At 63.0% G+C, this 16,594-nt stretch carries 15 protein-coding genes; 8 read left to right on the forward strand and 7 right to left on the reverse strand.

Going from position 1 to position 16,594, the window contains the following annotated elements:
* Positions 1–20: 20 nt before the first annotated feature.
* Positions 21–278: a hypothetical protein gene (locus BLQ92_RS03385; protein WP_090681668.1), complete on the forward strand. Its 258-nt coding sequence runs from the start codon at positions 21–23 to the stop codon at positions 276–278.
* A 15-nt stretch (positions 279–293) separates the two neighbouring features.
* Here the strand turns inward: BLQ92_RS03385 and BLQ92_RS03390 are convergent, their stop codons facing one another.
* The 5 genes from BLQ92_RS03390 to BLQ92_RS03410 all read right to left on the reverse strand — a co-directional run bounded on the left by BLQ92_RS03390 (position 294) and on the right by BLQ92_RS03410 (position 7,193).
* Positions 294–1,517 (reverse strand): winged helix-turn-helix domain-containing protein, encoded by a 1,224-nt coding sequence (locus BLQ92_RS03390; RefSeq protein WP_090681670.1) that lies wholly within the window; start codon positions 1,515–1,517, stop codon positions 294–296.
* A 102-nt stretch (positions 1,518–1,619) separates the two neighbouring features.
* Positions 1,620–3,332, reverse strand: a complete 1,713-nt coding sequence (locus BLQ92_RS03395; RefSeq protein ID WP_090681671.1) for an FAD-dependent oxidoreductase — start codon at positions 3,330–3,332, stop codon at positions 1,620–1,622.
* A gap of 90 nt (positions 3,333–3,422) precedes the next feature.
* On the reverse strand, positions 3,423–4,409 hold the full coding sequence (locus BLQ92_RS03400) for a DedA family protein/thiosulfate sulfurtransferase GlpE (RefSeq protein WP_090681673.1): 987 nt from the start codon (positions 4,407–4,409) through the stop codon (positions 3,423–3,425).
* Between the two features lie 245 nt (positions 4,410–4,654).
* Positions 4,655–4,906, reverse strand: coding sequence for a hypothetical protein (locus BLQ92_RS03405; protein ID WP_074266701.1), 252 nt, complete (start codon positions 4,904–4,906; stop codon positions 4,655–4,657).
* Between the two features lie 637 nt (positions 4,907–5,543).
* Positions 5,544–7,193 (reverse strand): methyl-accepting chemotaxis protein, encoded by a 1,650-nt coding sequence (locus tag BLQ92_RS03410; RefSeq protein ID WP_090681674.1) that lies wholly within the window; start codon positions 7,191–7,193, stop codon positions 5,544–5,546.
* A gap of 303 nt (positions 7,194–7,496) precedes the next feature.
* Here BLQ92_RS03410 and BLQ92_RS03415 point away from each other — a divergent pair, with 303 nt between their 5' ends.
* The 3 genes from BLQ92_RS03415 (at position 7,497) to BLQ92_RS03425 (ending at position 12,210) form a co-directional block, all read left to right on the forward strand.
* Positions 7,497–11,003, forward strand: coding sequence for an ATP-binding protein (locus BLQ92_RS03415; RefSeq protein ID WP_090681675.1), 3,507 nt, complete (start codon positions 7,497–7,499; stop codon positions 11,001–11,003).
* A gap of 98 nt (positions 11,004–11,101) precedes the next feature.
* Complete coding sequence (locus BLQ92_RS03420) at positions 11,102–11,719, forward strand: J domain-containing protein (RefSeq protein WP_090681677.1); 618 nt, start codon at positions 11,102–11,104, stop codon at positions 11,717–11,719.
* Between the two features lie 152 nt (positions 11,720–11,871).
* Complete coding sequence (locus BLQ92_RS03425) at positions 11,872–12,210, forward strand: hypothetical protein (RefSeq protein ID WP_090681679.1); 339 nt, start codon at positions 11,872–11,874, stop codon at positions 12,208–12,210.
* Between the two features lie 122 nt (positions 12,211–12,332).
* Here BLQ92_RS03425 and phaP read toward each other — a convergent pair whose 3' ends face one another.
* Positions 12,333–12,827, reverse strand: coding sequence for a TIGR01841 family phasin (gene phaP / locus BLQ92_RS03430; RefSeq protein WP_090681681.1), 495 nt, complete (start codon positions 12,825–12,827; stop codon positions 12,333–12,335).
* Positions 12,828–13,077: 250 nt separating this feature from the next.
* Here phaP and BLQ92_RS03435 point away from each other — a divergent pair, with 250 nt between their 5' ends.
* The 3 genes from BLQ92_RS03435 (at position 13,078) to BLQ92_RS41330 (ending at position 15,418) form a co-directional block, all read left to right on the forward strand.
* Complete coding sequence (locus tag BLQ92_RS03435) at positions 13,078–14,151, forward strand: DUF6765 family protein (protein ID WP_090681682.1); 1,074 nt, start codon at positions 13,078–13,080, stop codon at positions 14,149–14,151.
* A gap of 133 nt (positions 14,152–14,284) precedes the next feature.
* Positions 14,285–14,767 carry a hypothetical protein gene (locus tag BLQ92_RS03440; RefSeq protein ID WP_090681684.1) on the forward strand — a complete coding sequence of 161 codons (483 nt, stop codon included), beginning with the start codon at positions 14,285–14,287 and terminating at the stop codon, positions 14,765–14,767.
* A 411-nt stretch (positions 14,768–15,178) separates the two neighbouring features.
* Entirely contained in the window at positions 15,179–15,418 is a 240-nt protein-coding gene (locus tag BLQ92_RS41330) for a transposase (protein WP_218133027.1), read from the forward strand.
* Here the strand turns inward: BLQ92_RS41330 and BLQ92_RS40385 are convergent.
* A complete protein-coding gene (locus BLQ92_RS40385; RefSeq protein WP_176072117.1) occupies positions 15,359–15,550 on the reverse strand; it encodes a hypothetical protein in 192 nt (63 codons plus the stop codon). The two genes, BLQ92_RS41330 and BLQ92_RS40385, sit on opposite strands and share 60 nt — an antisense overlap.
* Before the next feature lie 156 nt (positions 15,551–15,706).
* Here BLQ92_RS40385 and BLQ92_RS03450 point away from each other — a divergent pair, with 156 nt between their 5' ends.
* Positions 15,707–16,564 (forward strand): EAL domain-containing protein, encoded by an 858-nt coding sequence (locus BLQ92_RS03450; protein WP_090681687.1) that lies wholly within the window; start codon positions 15,707–15,709, stop codon positions 16,562–16,564.
* The last annotated feature ends 30 nt before the right edge of the window (positions 16,565–16,594 follow it).

Consider the following 16,594-nt stretch of genomic DNA (forward strand, 5'->3'; position numbering starts at 1 on the left):
CACTGGAGAGACGTTCCATCATGACGCGTGATGTTTCGCAAAAGCAGGAAACCGACGAACGGCCCGACCTCGAACACCTCGATGCGGCCATCAGCCATGTCGACCAGTTGGTGCGTTCGGGCGGCATTGCATCCGGCGCGGCCAAGGGGCTGTTGTATAGCCTGATCGAAACGCTGGGCACGCTGGTGGGCGACCCGGATTTGCCGGAGCACGCCCGTTCCGGGTACGAAGGCCTGCTGGAAACGGCGCGTGAATTGCGGATCAAGCTCGAGCGTTGAGATTGGTCAGGCGATTCACGCTTCCGCACCTTCCTGTGCCGTCAACGCTTCGAGCAATTCCGGCGGCGCCGAGCCAATCTGTACCTCAGGCGTGCCATGCCAGTCCGCACAACGCTGGAAGGCACGCCGCAGATCCGCGGCGAGACGGCCACTGACGCGCACCCCTGGTTCCAGGTGAACGGCCTTCAGCTCGAAGATGCCATTCGTGCGGTGCGCCTTCGCATCGGCGCGGCCGATCAGCTTGCCGCGGCTCAGGATCGGCAGCACGAAATAGCCGTATTTGCGCTTGGCCGCGGGCGTATAGCACTCAATTGCATAGTCGAAATCGAATAGCGCGGCGGCGCGCTTGCGATCCCACACCACCGGGTCGAACGGCGAGAGCACGGTCGTGACCGTCGACGCTAGTTTGCCGCTTGCCGCATCGTCGATCAGCGGCGCGAATTCCCGATGCACGAACGTGTCCTGCTTCCAGCCGTCGACGCGCACCGGCACCAGCTCGCCTTCGTCTGCCAGCGCATGCAGCGCTTCGACATACGGCCGGCGCGGCAAGCGGTAGTAATCGGCGACCCAATCGGCACGCGCTACGCCTAACGCGCGGCAAGTGCGCCGCAGCACTTCCTGCTCGACGGCTTGCGCCGGTTGCAGATCCCGCGCGTCGTTCCAGTCCGGCAGCACCCGTTCGGTCAGATCGTAGACCCGATGAAAATTGCGCCGCTCGGCCACCATCAACTCGCCGATGGCGAACAGCACTTCGAGGTGGCGTTTCTCCGGTTTCCAGTCCCACCAGCCGTTACTCTTGCCGGCCTCGCGGACAAAGTCCGCCGAACGCACGGGTCCGTTCGCGCGAATCTGCTCGAGCAGGCGTGCGATCTCTTTGCGGTATTTCTTGTGCCATTCGGCGGCGTATTTCCAGCCCATGCCGCTTGGATCAAGCATGCGGTGGCGCAGCAGGCCATAGTCCTCGATCGGCACAAAACAGGCTTCATGCGACCAGTATTCGAACAGCTTGCCCTCGGCGAGATGCTCGTCGAGCCACTGCGGCGTGTACGCGCCGACGCGGCTAAACAGAACGAGGTAAGGGCTGCGCGCAACGACGTGGATCGTGTCGATCTGCAACTGCGCCATGCGGCGAATCGCGTCGAGCAGGTCGTCTTTGGTGGCTTTGCGCCGCGGCGGCGTGAGCAGGCCTTGTGCGGCTAGATGAAGGGTGCGGGCGGCGGATAACGGGAGTGTCTTCACGCGGTCGATCGCTGGGTGCTTATCGGATGGGCGGCAACGAGGGGCGCCGAAGGTGCGCCGCCTCGCCGGACATCCGCTACTTTAGCGCGAATCCGTCATACCTTATGCGCCCAGCGCCACCGCCTCCTCGCCCTCGGTCACCGCGAGCATCTGGTGGATCTGCGACACGACCGCGGCGCCTTCGCCCACGGCGGCAGCGACCCGTTTGGTCGAGCCGGCGCGCGCGTCGCCAATCGCGAACACCCCGTCCACCGAAGTACCGAGGTCGCAGGTGGAGTTCATGCCTTTTGAGCCGGTGAGCACGAAACCCTTCGCATCGAGCTGCACACCGCAGGTCTGCAGCCAGTCGGTGTTCGGGTCGGCGCCGGTGAAGAGGAACAGGTGACGCGAGGCAAAGCGATCGGTGCCGTCCGGCAGCGCTCGCTTAAGGACGACCGCAGATAGACCGCTGTCGTCCGCTTCGAGCCGGTCGATTTCCGAATGAGGATGCACGAAGACGTTCGGCAGCGAGCGAATCCGGTCGATCAGATAGCGCGACATGGTCGCTTCGAAACCGCTGCGGCGAATCAGGACATGCACCTTCGCCGCGTGCGTGGCGAGATAGACGATCGCCTGGCCCGCGGAATTGCCGCCGCCCACCAGCACGATCTCTTCGCGCTTGCACAGCTTCCCCTCGACCGGCGAGGCCCAGTAGTAGACGCCCCGTCCGTCGAAACGCTCGAGTCCTTCGATGGCAGGCCGGCGGTACACCGCGCCGCTCGCAATCACGATGCTGCGCGCTTTCACGCTGCCGCCGCACTTGAGTTCGAGCCGGTGTGGCGACTCTTCGCAATGCAGGGCCTTAACCCTGACCGGAATCGCGACGTGCGCGCCGAACTTCTGCGCCTGCACAAAGGCGCGGCCGGCCAGCGCCTGGCCGCTGATGCCGGTGGGAAAGCCCAGATAATTTTCGATGCGCGAACTGGCGCCCGCCTGACCGCCGGGGGCACGGCTGTCGAGCACGATCACGGAGAGGCCTTCCGAGGCTGCGTACACCGCGGTGGCGAGCCCTGCGGGGCCCGCGCCGACGATGGCGACGTCGTATATGAGTGAGGCGTCGAGCTCCGGCAGCATGCCGAGGCAGGTCGCGAGGTGGGGATCGCTCGGATGGCGCAGCACGGAACCGTCCGGGCAGATCACCAGCGGCAGGTCTTCAGGCTGCGCGCCGAACTGTTCGATCAGGCTGAGCGCGTCGGCGTCGCGTTCGTCGATGACCGAATGCGGGTGACCGTTGCGCGACAAAAAACCCTGCAGCGAGACGAGCCGCGCATCGTTGCTCTTGCCGATCAGGATCGGGCCACCGGCGCCCTTTTCGATCAGCGAGACGCGCCGCAGGATCAGCGCACGCATGATGCGCTCGCCAAGCTCGGCTTCCGCCACGATCAACGCGCGTAGCCGTACCGGCGGAATCAGCAACGCATCGACAGGTTCGAGCGCCACACCACTGACGAGACAGACACGCCCGGACAACTGACCCACTTCGGCGAGGAACTGTCTTTCGCCACGCTCGGAGATCAGGCGTTCGCGGCCGAGTCCATCGCGTTGGAAAATCTTGACGCGTCCCCCCAGCAAAACGAACATGCCCGGGCCGATATGACCAGTTTCGAACAGCAGTTCACCGGGTTCCCAGTGCTGCACTTCGCCGAATTTGCGCAGCCGGTTGATTTCTTCCCAGGTCAGTAAGGGGAACATTTGATGTTCCCGCGTCGCCAGCGAAGAGAAGGGCGCGTCGGCAACCACAGCTTGTTGTGCTTCGGCTTCTTGAATCTCAACCATTAAACCGCTCCTTCTGTCTTTTTTTAGTGCAGCAGGACAGGCGTCGTGGCGTCCATGCATCTGGCGCGGCGCTAGCGGCGCGCGGACTTGCTAAACCGCCGGCGCCACGCCGGGGTGGACCTCGTGCACCGGCTCGTCCTCGAGCGGCTCGAGTTGCCGGCCCGCGTCACGCCATGCATCGAGACCGCCGCGCAGCGGCAGCACGTCGCTGAAACCTGCTTCGTTGAGTTGCTTGGCCATCCATGCCGCGGAAATCTCGTTCGGGCACGAACAGTAGATGACCAGTTTCTGCTCCGGCGAATACTTCGCGATGATCTCGTTGAGCTGACGCTCGTCGGCGAACTGGGTGCCGGGAATCACGAAAGGATCGAGCTTGCGCTTCTCGCGCGACCGGATGTCGAACAGCACCGGCGGCTGGCCGGCCGCGATCAGCTTGTACAGTTCGTCCACCTCCATGCGGGCGGTAGCGAGCTTCTTGATGAGCTGACGCCGGCGGATCCAGCGGTACGTTGCGTAGAGCAGCAGCAACGCGCCGATCACGACGCCCGCCATCTTGCCCAGGCGCCCGGCGCCGGCCAGCACCATGTCGATCTGCTGCGCGAACAGGGCGCCAATGATGAGACCGGTTCCAGACCATAGCGCCGCGCCGATGCTGTCGTAGGTCAGGAAGGTGCGATACGTGGTGCCCATCGCGCCCGCCATCGGGATGGAGACGATCGACAGGCCCGGCACGAACTTCGCCACGGCGAGCACGCGCACGCCCCAGCGGCCGAAGAAGCGCTCGGTTTTCTTCACACAGGTGTCGCGCGACAGCGACAGCTTGCACAGTGTCTTGAGCGTGTTGCCGCCGTAGATACGGCCGGCGAGGTACCACACGCTGTCGCCGATCAGCGTCGCGAAGATCGCCAGGATCAGCACCGAGGCGAGCTGCGAGCCGACGGTGGCCGGATGCATGGCCGCCATCGCGCCGAACAGGACAAGACACGGCATCGCGGGCACGGGCAACCCGAGCGATGCGGCGAGCACATTGGCAAAGACGAGTGCAGGCCCGTACTGCTCCACGAGGTCATGTAGCATCGGCTTACTTCCGCGGCGTTTCCGACGGGAAGGGGAAGAGGTAACTCAACGATTATGGACGCATTTCCAAGACGTGCAAGCGTCTGGAAACGTGACAGATGGGTGATGCGGGAGATGCGTGGCTGGGTCAGGCGCCGCGGGCGACCACCGCGCCTGGATTGACGCGCCGGCCGGCCGGGAACGCTGTGCGGCGGTTGCCCGGCGGCCGGGCGGCGGCATTCGCGTGCGCCAATGCCGCCGCCGTTTTAGGTACGGTGGTTATGCTGTTCGCCCGGCAGTTCGGCGCCGTGCGCGCGAATCGCCGCGATCAGTTCCGCCGGCGTGATTTCATAACGCACTTCGCGGTGGATGCCTGGCTTGCGTTCGTCGACTTCGATCAGAAGAATACCCTTGCCGTCTTCTGTCGACTCGAGGCGCAGTGAGCGAAGTTCGCGCGCCGTTGCGTCGTCGAATTCGGTGAGCAGGGCCATTGACCCGGAAGACCCGGTAGTGCGCATCGAAGTTGTCCTCGTTCCGTTGTTGATCGAACCATTGTACGGGCAGCCGGTGCGCCGTGTGTCGCGCCCCGTTGACGCCGTGGCTCCACGAGCCGCCGAGAGCCGCGCCACGCTTTGCGATGCGTGATACGACAGCGTCGCGCCAGCCAGTTTAACGCGACTCATTGTTTCGCCGGATGCATTTTTCATGCCCCGCCGCGGTGCAACCGTTCCCGCCGATTGTCATGCCCCTGACGCGTAGCCGGGTTAGGGGCATGCGCGCTGCAAATGTGCGCCGCGCAACGCCGTTGCACGCGGGCGGGGCATTCTCTTGCAGTAAACGGTGCGCCCCCTGTCGCCGTTGACCGGCGCGTTGGCTGTGGGTTTTTAATGGCGGCCTTTTTTGTGGCTGAGACGTCCGCAGGTATTTATTGCTGTTTCATGCGCCTGGCATGTTCACCGGAGTTTGTAAATTGCCGTTTTTATGCGCGGTAGCGCACACAAAATCGAGCACACAAAAAAATAGCCCGTCCTGTGAAGGGCGGGCTACTAAAACGCCGTTTTTACTCGGGTCAGCCGACCCGCACAACCGGGGCGCTGACGCAGTCATGCTGAGCCGCAGACGACCCTTTGTCGAGGTGGGAGTAACGCCGATCTATCAGACCAAAGCCGGTTCCTGCGACTCGGCGTGGCGGGCCGGCGCGTCGCTTCTGGAAGCGTTGGACATGCGGCTTGCCGAGCCCTGCGTCGCGTCGGCGACCGTGAACAGCCGCACCGCTTCATCCAGCACATCGGCCTGTTCCGCGAGGCGTTGCGCCGTCGCGGCGGCCTGCTCGACGAGGGTGGCATTCTGCTGCGTTGCGCCGTCGAGATGCGTGACGGCCTGATTCACCTGGCGGATGCCTTCCGCCTGCTCGCTGCTGGCATTCGCCACTTCGACGATGATCGACGAGACGCGGCTGACCGCTTCGTCGATCACGCGCATCTGCGAGGTGGTGCGCGCCACCAGTTCGGTGCCTTGCGCGATTTCGGTGACGCTCGCTTCCACCACCGACTTGATCTCCTTCGACGAGGCCGCGCAGCGCTGCGCGAGCGTGCGCACCTCGCCGGCGACCACCGCGAACGAGCGCCCCGCTTCGCCTGCGCGGGCCGCTTCGACGGCTGCGTTGAGCGCGAGGATATTGGTCTGAAACGCGATGCCGTCGATCACCCCGGTGATGTCGGCAATCCGCTTCGAAGCTGCGGTGATGCCCGCCATGGTCTGCTCTACCTGGCCGGCGATCTTGCCGCCTACGGCCGCTGCGGCCTGGGCATCCTTGGCCAGGTCGAGCGCCCGCACGCTGGCGTCGGCATTGGCCTGCACGGTGGTGGTGAGCTGGTCCATGGTCGCGGCGGTCTCTTCCAGCGAGGCGGCCTGCAACTCGGTGCGGCGCGCCAGATCGACATTGCCGCTCGAGATCTCGCGGGCCGCGTCGAGCATGCCGGTGATCTGCGAGCGCACATCGGAGACGATGGCGGCAAGATTCGCCTTCAACTGGTTGAGCGCCTGCAGCACTTCGCCGAGGTCGTCGTGACGTGCAATCACGAGATCCGTGGTCAGATCGCCGGCGGCCAGACGCGTGGCGAACCCCGACATGTCGCGCATCGGCTCGGCCAGATGGCGCGCCAGCAACTGCCATGAGACCACGCTGATCAAGGCGGTGACGCCGAAGGCGATCCAGAACGCCAGCGGCGGCGTGCCGTTCCACGCGGCGAGGCCAGTCAGCAGCAAGGCGAGCGGCGCCAGCGCATAGCCGAACGCCGCACGGGTCGCCACCGGCAGGCGCATCGTCGCCTGCAGCCGGCCCGCCAGGCCGGTTCGCACGACGGTGCCGCGATGCAGCTTGTGCGAGCGCGATTTGCCCTCGCGAATCCGCGCATACAGCGCGTCAGCGGCGCGCACGGCCTCGCGCGACGGTTTCACGCGCACGCTCAGATAGCCGACCACCGTGCCTTTTTCGACCACCGGCGTGACGCTGGCCTGCACCCAATAGTGGTCGCCGTTCTTGCGCCGGTTCTTGACCAGCGCGGTCCACGGACGGCCGCTGCGAATCGTCGTCCACAGGTCGGCGAAGGCCTCGCGAGGCATGTCCGGATGGCGGATCAGATTGTGCGGCTGGCCGATCAGCTCCTCTTTCGAATAGCCGGAGACGGCAATGAACGCCGGATTGCAGTATTCGATGCGGCCGGTCAGGTCGGTCGCGGACACGAGCATCTGGGAGGAAGGGTATTCGTACTCTTGCTGGGTAACAGGCTGGTTATTGCGCATTGCTTTCCTTGCAGGGTGGGCGCGCACACGGCGCAGTCCATTCGTCGCTGCAAGCTTTAACGGCATTAACCTCATGACCTTTAGGGTTTTCCTGGTGTTCCACTCAGGTTTAGAGGACATCTGGCCGTTATTAACGGCCCTCGCCGATGCTGGATGCATGCGTTTGCCGGATGCATCGAACGCGCTACACTGCGCCGGACAGTGCGATAAGTCCGCAGAGGCGACTGCTTGCGAACGAAGCCAGTAGCGGTTTGCCCGTGCGAATGACGCTAACCACGCGAATCACGCGAACGACGGGACCCCATGCAGAAGACCCTCGACCGTACCCAGGCGTCGCTTGCCGAAGCTTTTGCCTCGCTGGCGAAAAACGCGAAACGCCAGCAGTACCACTATCTTGCGACGATCGTCACCCTGATGGTCATCGTGGTGGTCTCCGCGGTGCTGGCCGCCGTGCTGGCGGCCGGCAAGCAACTGGACTATCGCCGCGGTCTTTTCACCCAGTATGTCGCCGATATCTCCCTGCTGATGCATGGCGAGGTCTCGTTCTTGCGGCGCACCGAACTGACTGTCCAGTTCTACCAACAAACTGCCGAGGTGCGCAGCCTGCCCGAGAGCGTCGCCGCTTCGATCCAGCAAAGCGGTGTGGCGCTGGGCGATGCCGGCACTGACGGGTCGCACTTCGACCTGGTGGTAGCCGAGTCGGCTCGCAATGCCTGGGGCGCTGCGCTGAACGAGAAGCTCTGGCGCCTGTATGAGGCGGGGCAGTCCACGCTCGCCACGCAGCAGGCGTTCGAGCTGAATCATCGCGCCATGCTGATCGGATTGGCCGACGACTATGCGGTGGTGATGCCGTCGATCCAGGCTGCCGCGGACGGCCACGTGCGGCCGCTTCAGCCCTCCGATATCGCAGCGCTGCGCGCTACGCTGTTGCATGAACTGCAGGCGCAGACCGGCCGGCGACTGCCGGCCAGAAACGAGCGGGTGTGGGTAGGGCCGTATGTCGATCCGCAACTGGGCGTACCGGTCATGACCGCGCTGAGCGCCTATTACGCGGGCAATACGCCGATCATGTTGATGACGATGAGCATCCCTGTGGATGCGCTTGTCGGCCGCATGTACCGCCATTCCCACGTAGGCACGCTGCTGCTGCTGAGCGCCGACCAACGTGCGGTCGTCTCGTCACCTCCGCTCCCTGTGCAAACCGCGCGTATGTTGCAAACGACAGCCGCACAGATGCCGGACGATACGTATCGATACACCAGTCAAGGCGCGATTCTGCGCGGGCCGCTCATGCCTGGCTTCGGTTCGCTGCTTGGCTATTTGTCCTGGGGCAGCCTGGCGGCGGCGCTGGCCTGGCAATTTGCGGCGATCGCGTGCGGCGCGCTGCTCCTGCTGGCTGGGATCGCGTTGACCGCGCGCTTCTGGGGATTGCGCCTGTTGCGCACCAATTGCGCTCAAACGGCGCGGGCGCTGGAGAACGAGGCCATCAACCATGTGCTCGTCAGCGCTACGCCGATCGGCCTGTGCATTGTTCGTCGCAGCGACTATTCGATCGTGACCGCGAATGCTCTCGCTGTCGAGTGGTTGCAGTGCGCGCCGTCCGCAAGCACGCTGCCTGCGCATATTGTTGCGGCTTTCCAGAGCGGCTTGCCCGCTGCGGGGGAGGCCAGGATAGCCACCTTCGCCGTGCCGCTTCAGCCGGGGCAAACCGACCTCGCCAGCGCACAGTTTCTGCAATTTACCTGTTCTCCCGCCCGCTATGCCGGTGAGGACGTGCTGTTCTGCGCGGTCCTCGATATCACCTCGCAGCATGCGCTCGAAACCCAACTGCGCTCGGCCCAGCAGGCGACCGAGACGGCGATGCGGGAGCGCTCGAATTTCTTTGCCTCGATGAGCCATGAGATTCGCACGCCGTTGAACGCCTTGCTCGGCAACCTGGAGTTGTTTTCGCGCACGCCGGGTCTGGAAGCGCACGAGCAGCGTTTGCGCGCGCTCGATCTGGCGGCCGACGCGCTGCGCCGCATCGTCAACGACATCCTCGACTTTTCGAAGATCGACGCGGGCGAGATGAAGCTGGTGACGGAATCGTTCCGGCCCATCGACGATTTCGAGAATCTTGCGCTGTCGTACGCGCCGATGACCCGAGGGCGCCCGATTCGTTTCTATGCCCACCTCTCGCCGACGCTGGATCAGACCTTGCGCGGCGACCGCACCCGCATCGCGCAGATCGTCAATAACCTGTTGAGCAACGCCTTCAAATTCACTTCTTCCGGCAAGATCATGCTTGGCGCCGAGGTGCTGACCGATACGCAGGGCCGCAGCGTTCTCCAATGCCGGGTCTGCGACTCGGGGATTGGCATGGACCCGTCGCTGGTGGCGCGCATCTTTCGCCCGTTCGTGCAGGGCGAGGCCACCACGTCCAGCCGGTATGGTGGGACAGGGCTCGGCTTGTCGATCTGCGCGAGCTTGTGCGAACTGATGGGCGGCCACATTTCGGTGGAAAGCGTGAAGGGCGTGGGGAGCGCTTTTAGCGTCTCGATTCCGATGGCGCTTCCGCCCGATGAAGAGCGTGTGCCGCGGACCACGCCCGCGCGGCGCGGCAACGTACTGGTCGTGTGTCAGGAGAGTGTGTCCGGCCAGATTATCGGCGACGGGTTAGGGCTGTACGGATGGTTCATCCGCAGCGTCACGTCAGTGCAAGCCGCCGAGGAATGGTTGCAGAGCAACCGTCCCCTCGTGCTGGTTGTGACCGGCGAGTACGGCCTCGATGTGATCGCCGCGCTGCGCGCTGCGCAGCCGGTGAACGCGGTCTGGATTACGCGCGAGGGGCCGCATCGTCCGACGCCGCGCGGCGAAGGCGTGCTCGAAGTGAGCGAGTTCAGTCACACGGCGATTGTCGCGGCGGTGGACCTTGCCGCGAGCGGGACGCGCCACGGCGTCAACCCGGCTCACGCACTGGGAACTCAGGGCGCTACGCAGCCTGCGATGCCTCTGGCGGTTGCTTCGGTTGCCGAACAAGCGCTGCGAGGTTTGGTCGTTCTGGTGGCGGAGGATAACCCGCTCAATCAGTCGTTGATTGTCGAGCAATTGACCACGCTCGGATGCGAGCCGATTCTCGCAGGCGACGGCCGCCAGGCGCTCGCGGTGCTCGAGCATACGGAAGTCGACGTCGTCTTGACCGATATTCACATGCCCGTCATGGACGGCTATGAACTGCTCGCGGCACTGCGCCGCTTGCATCCTGGCCTGCCGGTGCTCGCGTTCAGTGCGGTCACCGATACTCAGCAAACCGAGGAATGGCGCCAGCGCGGTTTCGCCGGCCACATTCCCAAGCCGACTTCGCTCAAGGCATTGGAGGCGGCGCTCGGCGCGTTGGCGGCGAATGAGGATGAGGCGGCTGAATCTGCGTTCGAGCCGGTCGAGGCACAAGCCCAGTCCCTTGCCGCCACGATCGAGTCCGGACGACAGCCTGGTGCCGTTCCGCGGGGTACGACCGATCCGGCAGACACCTTCGAGGTGCAGAACAAGGCTCGTTATGTAGCCATGCTAAAGGACCATCTTGGGACCGACCTGCCCAAGCTGTTGGCTATCGTCGAGCGCTGCGACCGCGTCGCGTTGCGCGACTGGGCGCATAGTGCGGGGGGCGGCTTCCTGATCGTGGGAGAACCGCAGTTCGCGGCGCAATGCCGCGAACTGCAAAGCCTGTGTCAGAAGCACGAGCAATGGAACGAGCAGATGGCCGGCCTCGCCATGGCCTTGCACGAAGGTTTGCGCAGCCATTTTGGCCTCGATGAGGCATCGCTGCACTGATCGCGGTTCTAAAACGCAACACGTCCGTTCAATGTCACGCGGACGGCATTTTTCGCATGCTACGATGGGTTGCGATGTGACCGATGGTCGAGTGAGCGATGGCAACCCTTTACGACAAGCTTGGCGTTCAGCCGAACGCCACCGGCGAAGAGATCAAGCGGGCGTACCGAAAGGCTGCGATGCGCTGGCATCCCGATCGCAACGTCGGCGCCGAAGAGGCGGCGCGCACCGCGTTTCAGGACATCAAGGACGCATATAACATCCTGTCCGATGCGGCGCAACGGAAGGTCTACGACGCGGTGTACGCCGAACAGATGCGTACATGGGAAGCCCGCCGCCAGCGCATGGAGCGGGAACGGGCCGAGCGTGAAGAAGCGGCGCGCGCTGCCGAACAGGCGGCTTACGCAAAGAGGGTGGCGCTCGCGATGCGCTTCGCAGACGAAGGTTATAACCGCGACGTGGTGTTCGGCGTGCTGCTCGGGCAGCAATGCGAGGCCAGCCTCGCGGGACGGATTGCGGACAGCGCGCTGGCGCTGCATGCGTCTCGTCAGCAGCAAAGTGTGCCTGCCGAACCCGTGGCCGACGAGCCCGTGCAACCCAGCGAGTCCGCGCAACCCAGCGAACCTGCTGCAGCGCGCCACGATCATGAACCGGCCACCCACGGCAGCACCCTCAGCGGGCTGTGGTTTCAATTCCTGAATGGTCTGCGATTCTGAGTCTCGCAGCTGGCGTAGGCCATTGCAAAAAGAGCGCTGTTAATGCGCTCTGATTGCTTATAGTAGAAGTGTGCTGGAGCAGCGCAATCGTCTTGCACGGGATCGGAGTAAGTGCTTTGCATGACGCGCACATTTGATGGGGGAACGGTGCGATGACAACAGCAACCGGTTCAGCCTACGCGATGGGAACGAGCACGCCCGCATCGCTGCGGGAGCTCGCCAGCTATCTGGAACTGGCGCTCGATGCGGGTCAAGCCGTGGTCGTGATGCGATATGGCGAGAATCACCGCTCGGTGTACATCGGCGACCCTGCTGATTCGCTGGACACCTTGTCGAGCAGTGACGCGCTCGCGGCCCACCTCGCGGACGAGATGCTGGCTTTGACCGAGCCGGGGATGAACCGGATCACAGCCGACGGCCAGGTGTATCGGTTCACGCGAACGCATCGATATATCGAGGACCGGCAGGCGGTGATTTTCGCTCCGGCTTGAGCGGACCGGCACAACGTTAGCGCAAGCCCGCTCCCACAAAAGCAAAAAGCGAACCGAAGTTCGCTTTTTGCAAATCTGCGTTATCTATTCGCCACCGGTGGCAGCGAACCAAACGCTATGTCTTACGCGCCGGCGGAGACGGTCGCCACTAATTGCTTGGCGGCCTTGCTAGCCGATTCGTACGTGGCGTTGGCTGCCGAAAATGCCGAGTTCCATGCTGCTACCGCGCCTTCGCTGCCGGCCGGTGCGTTCTTTGCCAGGCTTTCGATGAAGCCTTGTGCGTCTTTCTGGGCTTTCTGAAGCTGTGCCGTGGCGGCGCTCGAGAAGTCGGCTTGTGCACCCGAGAGGATTTCATGCACATGACGGCCGTATGCCGCGGCCTTTTCCGATGCCGGCTGCGACAGGCTAGCCGAGAGGGCAACCAGTTCGCTCGGATCTTTCACCGTGAGGGCCTTGGTCACGACTTCTTGCGTTTCGGCCAGCGTGGCTTTGCCGACTTGCAGATTCAGGGCAACCAGCTTTTCGATGCTTGCAAACGCCTGGTTCGCGAAGCCGAACAGGGTTTCGAGGCTAGCTTGCTGTGCGGCGATCAATTGTTGGGGGGTAAGCGTGCTCATCACTGCTCCAAAGGGTAAGGCGGCGAGTGCGAGAGGGCTCTAAGTGAACAAGATCCGCGCGCCGCAAGGGCTGAAAGTGGGTTGCTGCAGTGCAACAAAAACAGATTCTACGGGGTAATCCCGAAAAGTCAACGGATTTCGCAAGGTTTGCGAAGCGCTGCTCCGGGCGGCCCAAGGGCTGGTCTTTGAAGTCCGCGTCTGCTCGCTCGTTTCACTCACAGAGATCCCTCGTGCATACGGAGAGCTGCTGATGAATATCGACTTTCACTATGGTGTGATCTATGCCGTCGCCCGCGTCGGCGGATTGCCGCCGGACGCAGCACAGACCGTGGCGCACGCGTGCCAGTACGTAGATGACGCAACCACGCCGGGGATCTTGCGCTTTGCCGGCGGTGAGACGTTCGAGCGCTTTGCGACCGCGCACAAGCTGATCGACTATTCCAACACGGAGAACGACAAGAACAGCCTGGTCTGGACGCCCTTCCACTTTCTGCCTGCCGGCGAGGGGCAAACGCTGCAGGAGAAGGCGGTGTGCCGCCCGGACAGCGTGGTTGCGCGAGAGGTGATGCGACGGGCGATTCGTCAACGGGGCGCCGAGAATGCCTTGCACCGGCTGGGCGTGACGCTTCATACCTACGTGGATACATGGGCGCATCAAGGCTTCGCTGGGATTGAGTGCAAATTCAACCGGGTGTCCCGGCTCGAGGCTGGAGACTGCACGCCGGAGAACTGGCTGGCGCGCCTCGCAGGCGCCACCGGGCACCTGATTGAGCATATGGAGTCGGCACTGCTGTCGGAGGACCTCCCCGTCGGGCACGGCGCTGCGCTGCATTACCCCGACCTGCCATGGGCGCAATGGAGCTATATAGACGGCACCGGCATGCTGGTGAACCGGCAGAATCTCGACGAGTTTGTCTGCGCGGCCGAGATGGCTTGTCGCGCCGTGCAGGCGTTCGTCGCCGGAAGCGAGGCGTTTGAGTCTGCGCCGGGCCTGCCAGCCAACGTGAAGGACGCGCTGCGCCACCTGCTGCGCACCAATACGAGCAACGACGATCAGCAACGACTGGAAGGAATTTGCGCCGCGGTGGGCACGGGGGGCATACCGGGTTTGCAGGAGATGATTCCAGGCTACGTCGCAAAGGGGCCCGGGTCGTGGAAGTGCGACGCAACCGGTTTGCTGTCGGACGACGATCGCGGCGAGCGTCCACGGTGGAGCGAGGCCTTCGAGCGCAGCGACTACCGGTGCTTCCATGATGCTGTGAAGGAGCATCGCTTTGTCGTCACACAGGAGATTTTGCCGGCGCATGGGTTGCGGATCGCCTGAAACAGGCGTGAAATGCGCAGGCGGCCGGGACGCAGCGGGCGTGTACCGGACGTGACGGTAGCCGTCACCGGAGCGCCCGTGGCATAGTGCGACCCATTCATGAGCGACTGCGTAAAGGACCAAAGCGAAGCCGATGACCAGCCCCCTCGATTCTTACCAGCAGGACCAGGTTGTCCTGCTCGCCGACGTGCCCAGCCCCACCGCCGATACTCCGGAACCGTTTGTTGTCGCGAACGAACGGCGAGTGGTGATCGCCTATCGGATTGCCGAAGCCGACTTCGAGCGCTTCGGCCCGTTTGACGCAGACGACGACCCGTTCTGTGTGGTCGAGTTTTCGGCGGCGGCGTTTCATCAATTCGGGCCGCCCGGCGACGAGGGCCTGCACGCGCATCCTTTAGCGCCGCAAGGTTTGCGGGGCCATTCAGCGCATGAGATCGTGAACTCGTCCCTGGTGGCGGATTCGTGGGGACCGGACTCAGCGCACGATGGCCGGCGTCATTATGTTCTGACGTTTCAGGACAGCACGTATGAATGCGTGGCGGCCGATTGCACGGTTGTTGGCATCTACGGGAACGGCGATATTGCTAGCCGGGAGGCGTTTTCGCTGTGTAAGTAAGTTGGGGCGAGTCCACGGGGCGCGCGGCCACCGCGTGCCGCGCGTTTCTGCGTGACGGCTTGCATACGCAGGTTAAAGAAGCATCACGTGCCGTGGCTATGTCAATCGAAGAGATATGTAGTGCGAATCGATCCGTTCCAATTGATTGACACATATCCGCGCGCGGCATGAACGCAGTGCTTCTTTGCGCGACAATGTCTAGGACAAAATTACTGTATAACCTGGCCGCATTCCATGCAAAGAACGGCGTAAGCAAAGTAAGCTTTCTTGACCTGGCGGCGCGTTTGAATGTTCGAATTTTGCTGGCTTTAGAAATCGGGCTGCGATATTTATAGAGGGGCAGTCAGTCTGCATCACCTCATCAATTCGTAGAATCCCGTGATTGAAATACCTTTGTCAGATGACGACTGGATGCACGTCGAGCATCTATTTCGTGAGTCACCGTCGGCGCGAGGAAGGCCGCGCCGTGCGGCTCGCGACATCCTCAATGCGATTCTCTGGATTCAGCAAACTGGAGAAAAGTGGCACCGGCTCCCCGCGAGCTTTCCACCGCAACAGACCTGCTACGCAAAATATATTGCGTGGCGCCGCTCAGGCGAATTGCAACGCGCCGTCGAGCTTCTCATCAAGCGCCAGCGCGGCGACGTCTAAGCGTAAAGAGGTATTCGCCACCTGATCTGACAAGCTCACGGGGTTGGCGGCGCGCGCGTGTTCGCTCGGTTCGGGCGTAACGCCGTAACGTGGGCGACGTAACACCATGGCTAAAGCCGCGTTTGAATGCACTTTCTGGGCACTCCGCGCTTAGTCGTGTTTGCAAGATAAGGTCCTGTTTTGAAAAGCCTTTACTGGGCTTGGGTCATTTTTTGAATCGCCTTGACCCAGCGTTGGCATGCAATGTGCAAACAGTCGTCCGGTTAGCGTTCGGAGAGAAGCCGCCTCATGCACCTTGTTCAAAGCAACGACCAGTCGGCGCGTCAGCGCCCCACCGCCTATGCAGCCAATGTCATGGATAAGCAGAAGAGTCGAATGTCCGATGGGCACATAGGGGACGGTCTGGCTAATCGCATTTCGCAAGGGCTGCGCGCCGGCGAGTTTCACATGATGTATCAAGGGGTCTATCACGTCGGCACTGGATGGTTGTCGCGGGCCGAAGCGCAAGTGCGCTGGATGCATCCGCAGTATGGGCTTTTACTGCCCGGCGTTTTTATGTCGCAGCTCGAGCAGTCTGACGTCGCGCATCAAATGAGCTGCTTCATGGTTGAGCGTACTTGTCACGAGCTGAGTGTTTGCCTGGCGCAGGGATTGAAACCGTGTCCGGTTTCGCTCAGCGTTTATCCCTTTGTGGCGATGTCCGAGGGTTTCGCAACGGACATCCGGGAGATCGCGCGGTCTTACGGTGTAGCACCGAATCTGCTTGAGATCGAGCTGCCTGAAAGCGAGGATGCGGCGCGCGTCCTTTCTGTTCGGGTGCTCACCGAGGCTCTTAGGGATTTGGGTGTGGGAATCTCATATGGTGAGTTCGGCGCGGGACGGGCGTCGCTTGCGAGCTTAGGCGCACTTGATATGGATACGGTAAAGCTGGCACGGGAGTGGGTGGCGAGCGTGCCAGACGAACCACGCTCGTGCAAGGTTGTCGAGGGCTTGCTGGCGTTGTTTGAGACGCTGGATGTGCGAGTGGTGGTAAGCGGGGTTGAGACGGAGGAGCAGGCGCGGTGGCTGGGCCGGTGGGGTGGGGCGCTGGCTCAGGGCGGATTTTATTCGCGGCCAGTGCGGGAGTTAGCGGGAATGCTTGAGTGACACTTGTTCTTCGGAGCGCGTCAGCAACGG

The sequence above is a fragment of the Paraburkholderia phenazinium genome, from assembly GCF_900100735.1.
In the GTDB taxonomy this organism is placed as follows: domain Bacteria; phylum Pseudomonadota; class Gammaproteobacteria; order Burkholderiales; family Burkholderiaceae; genus Paraburkholderia; species Paraburkholderia phenazinia.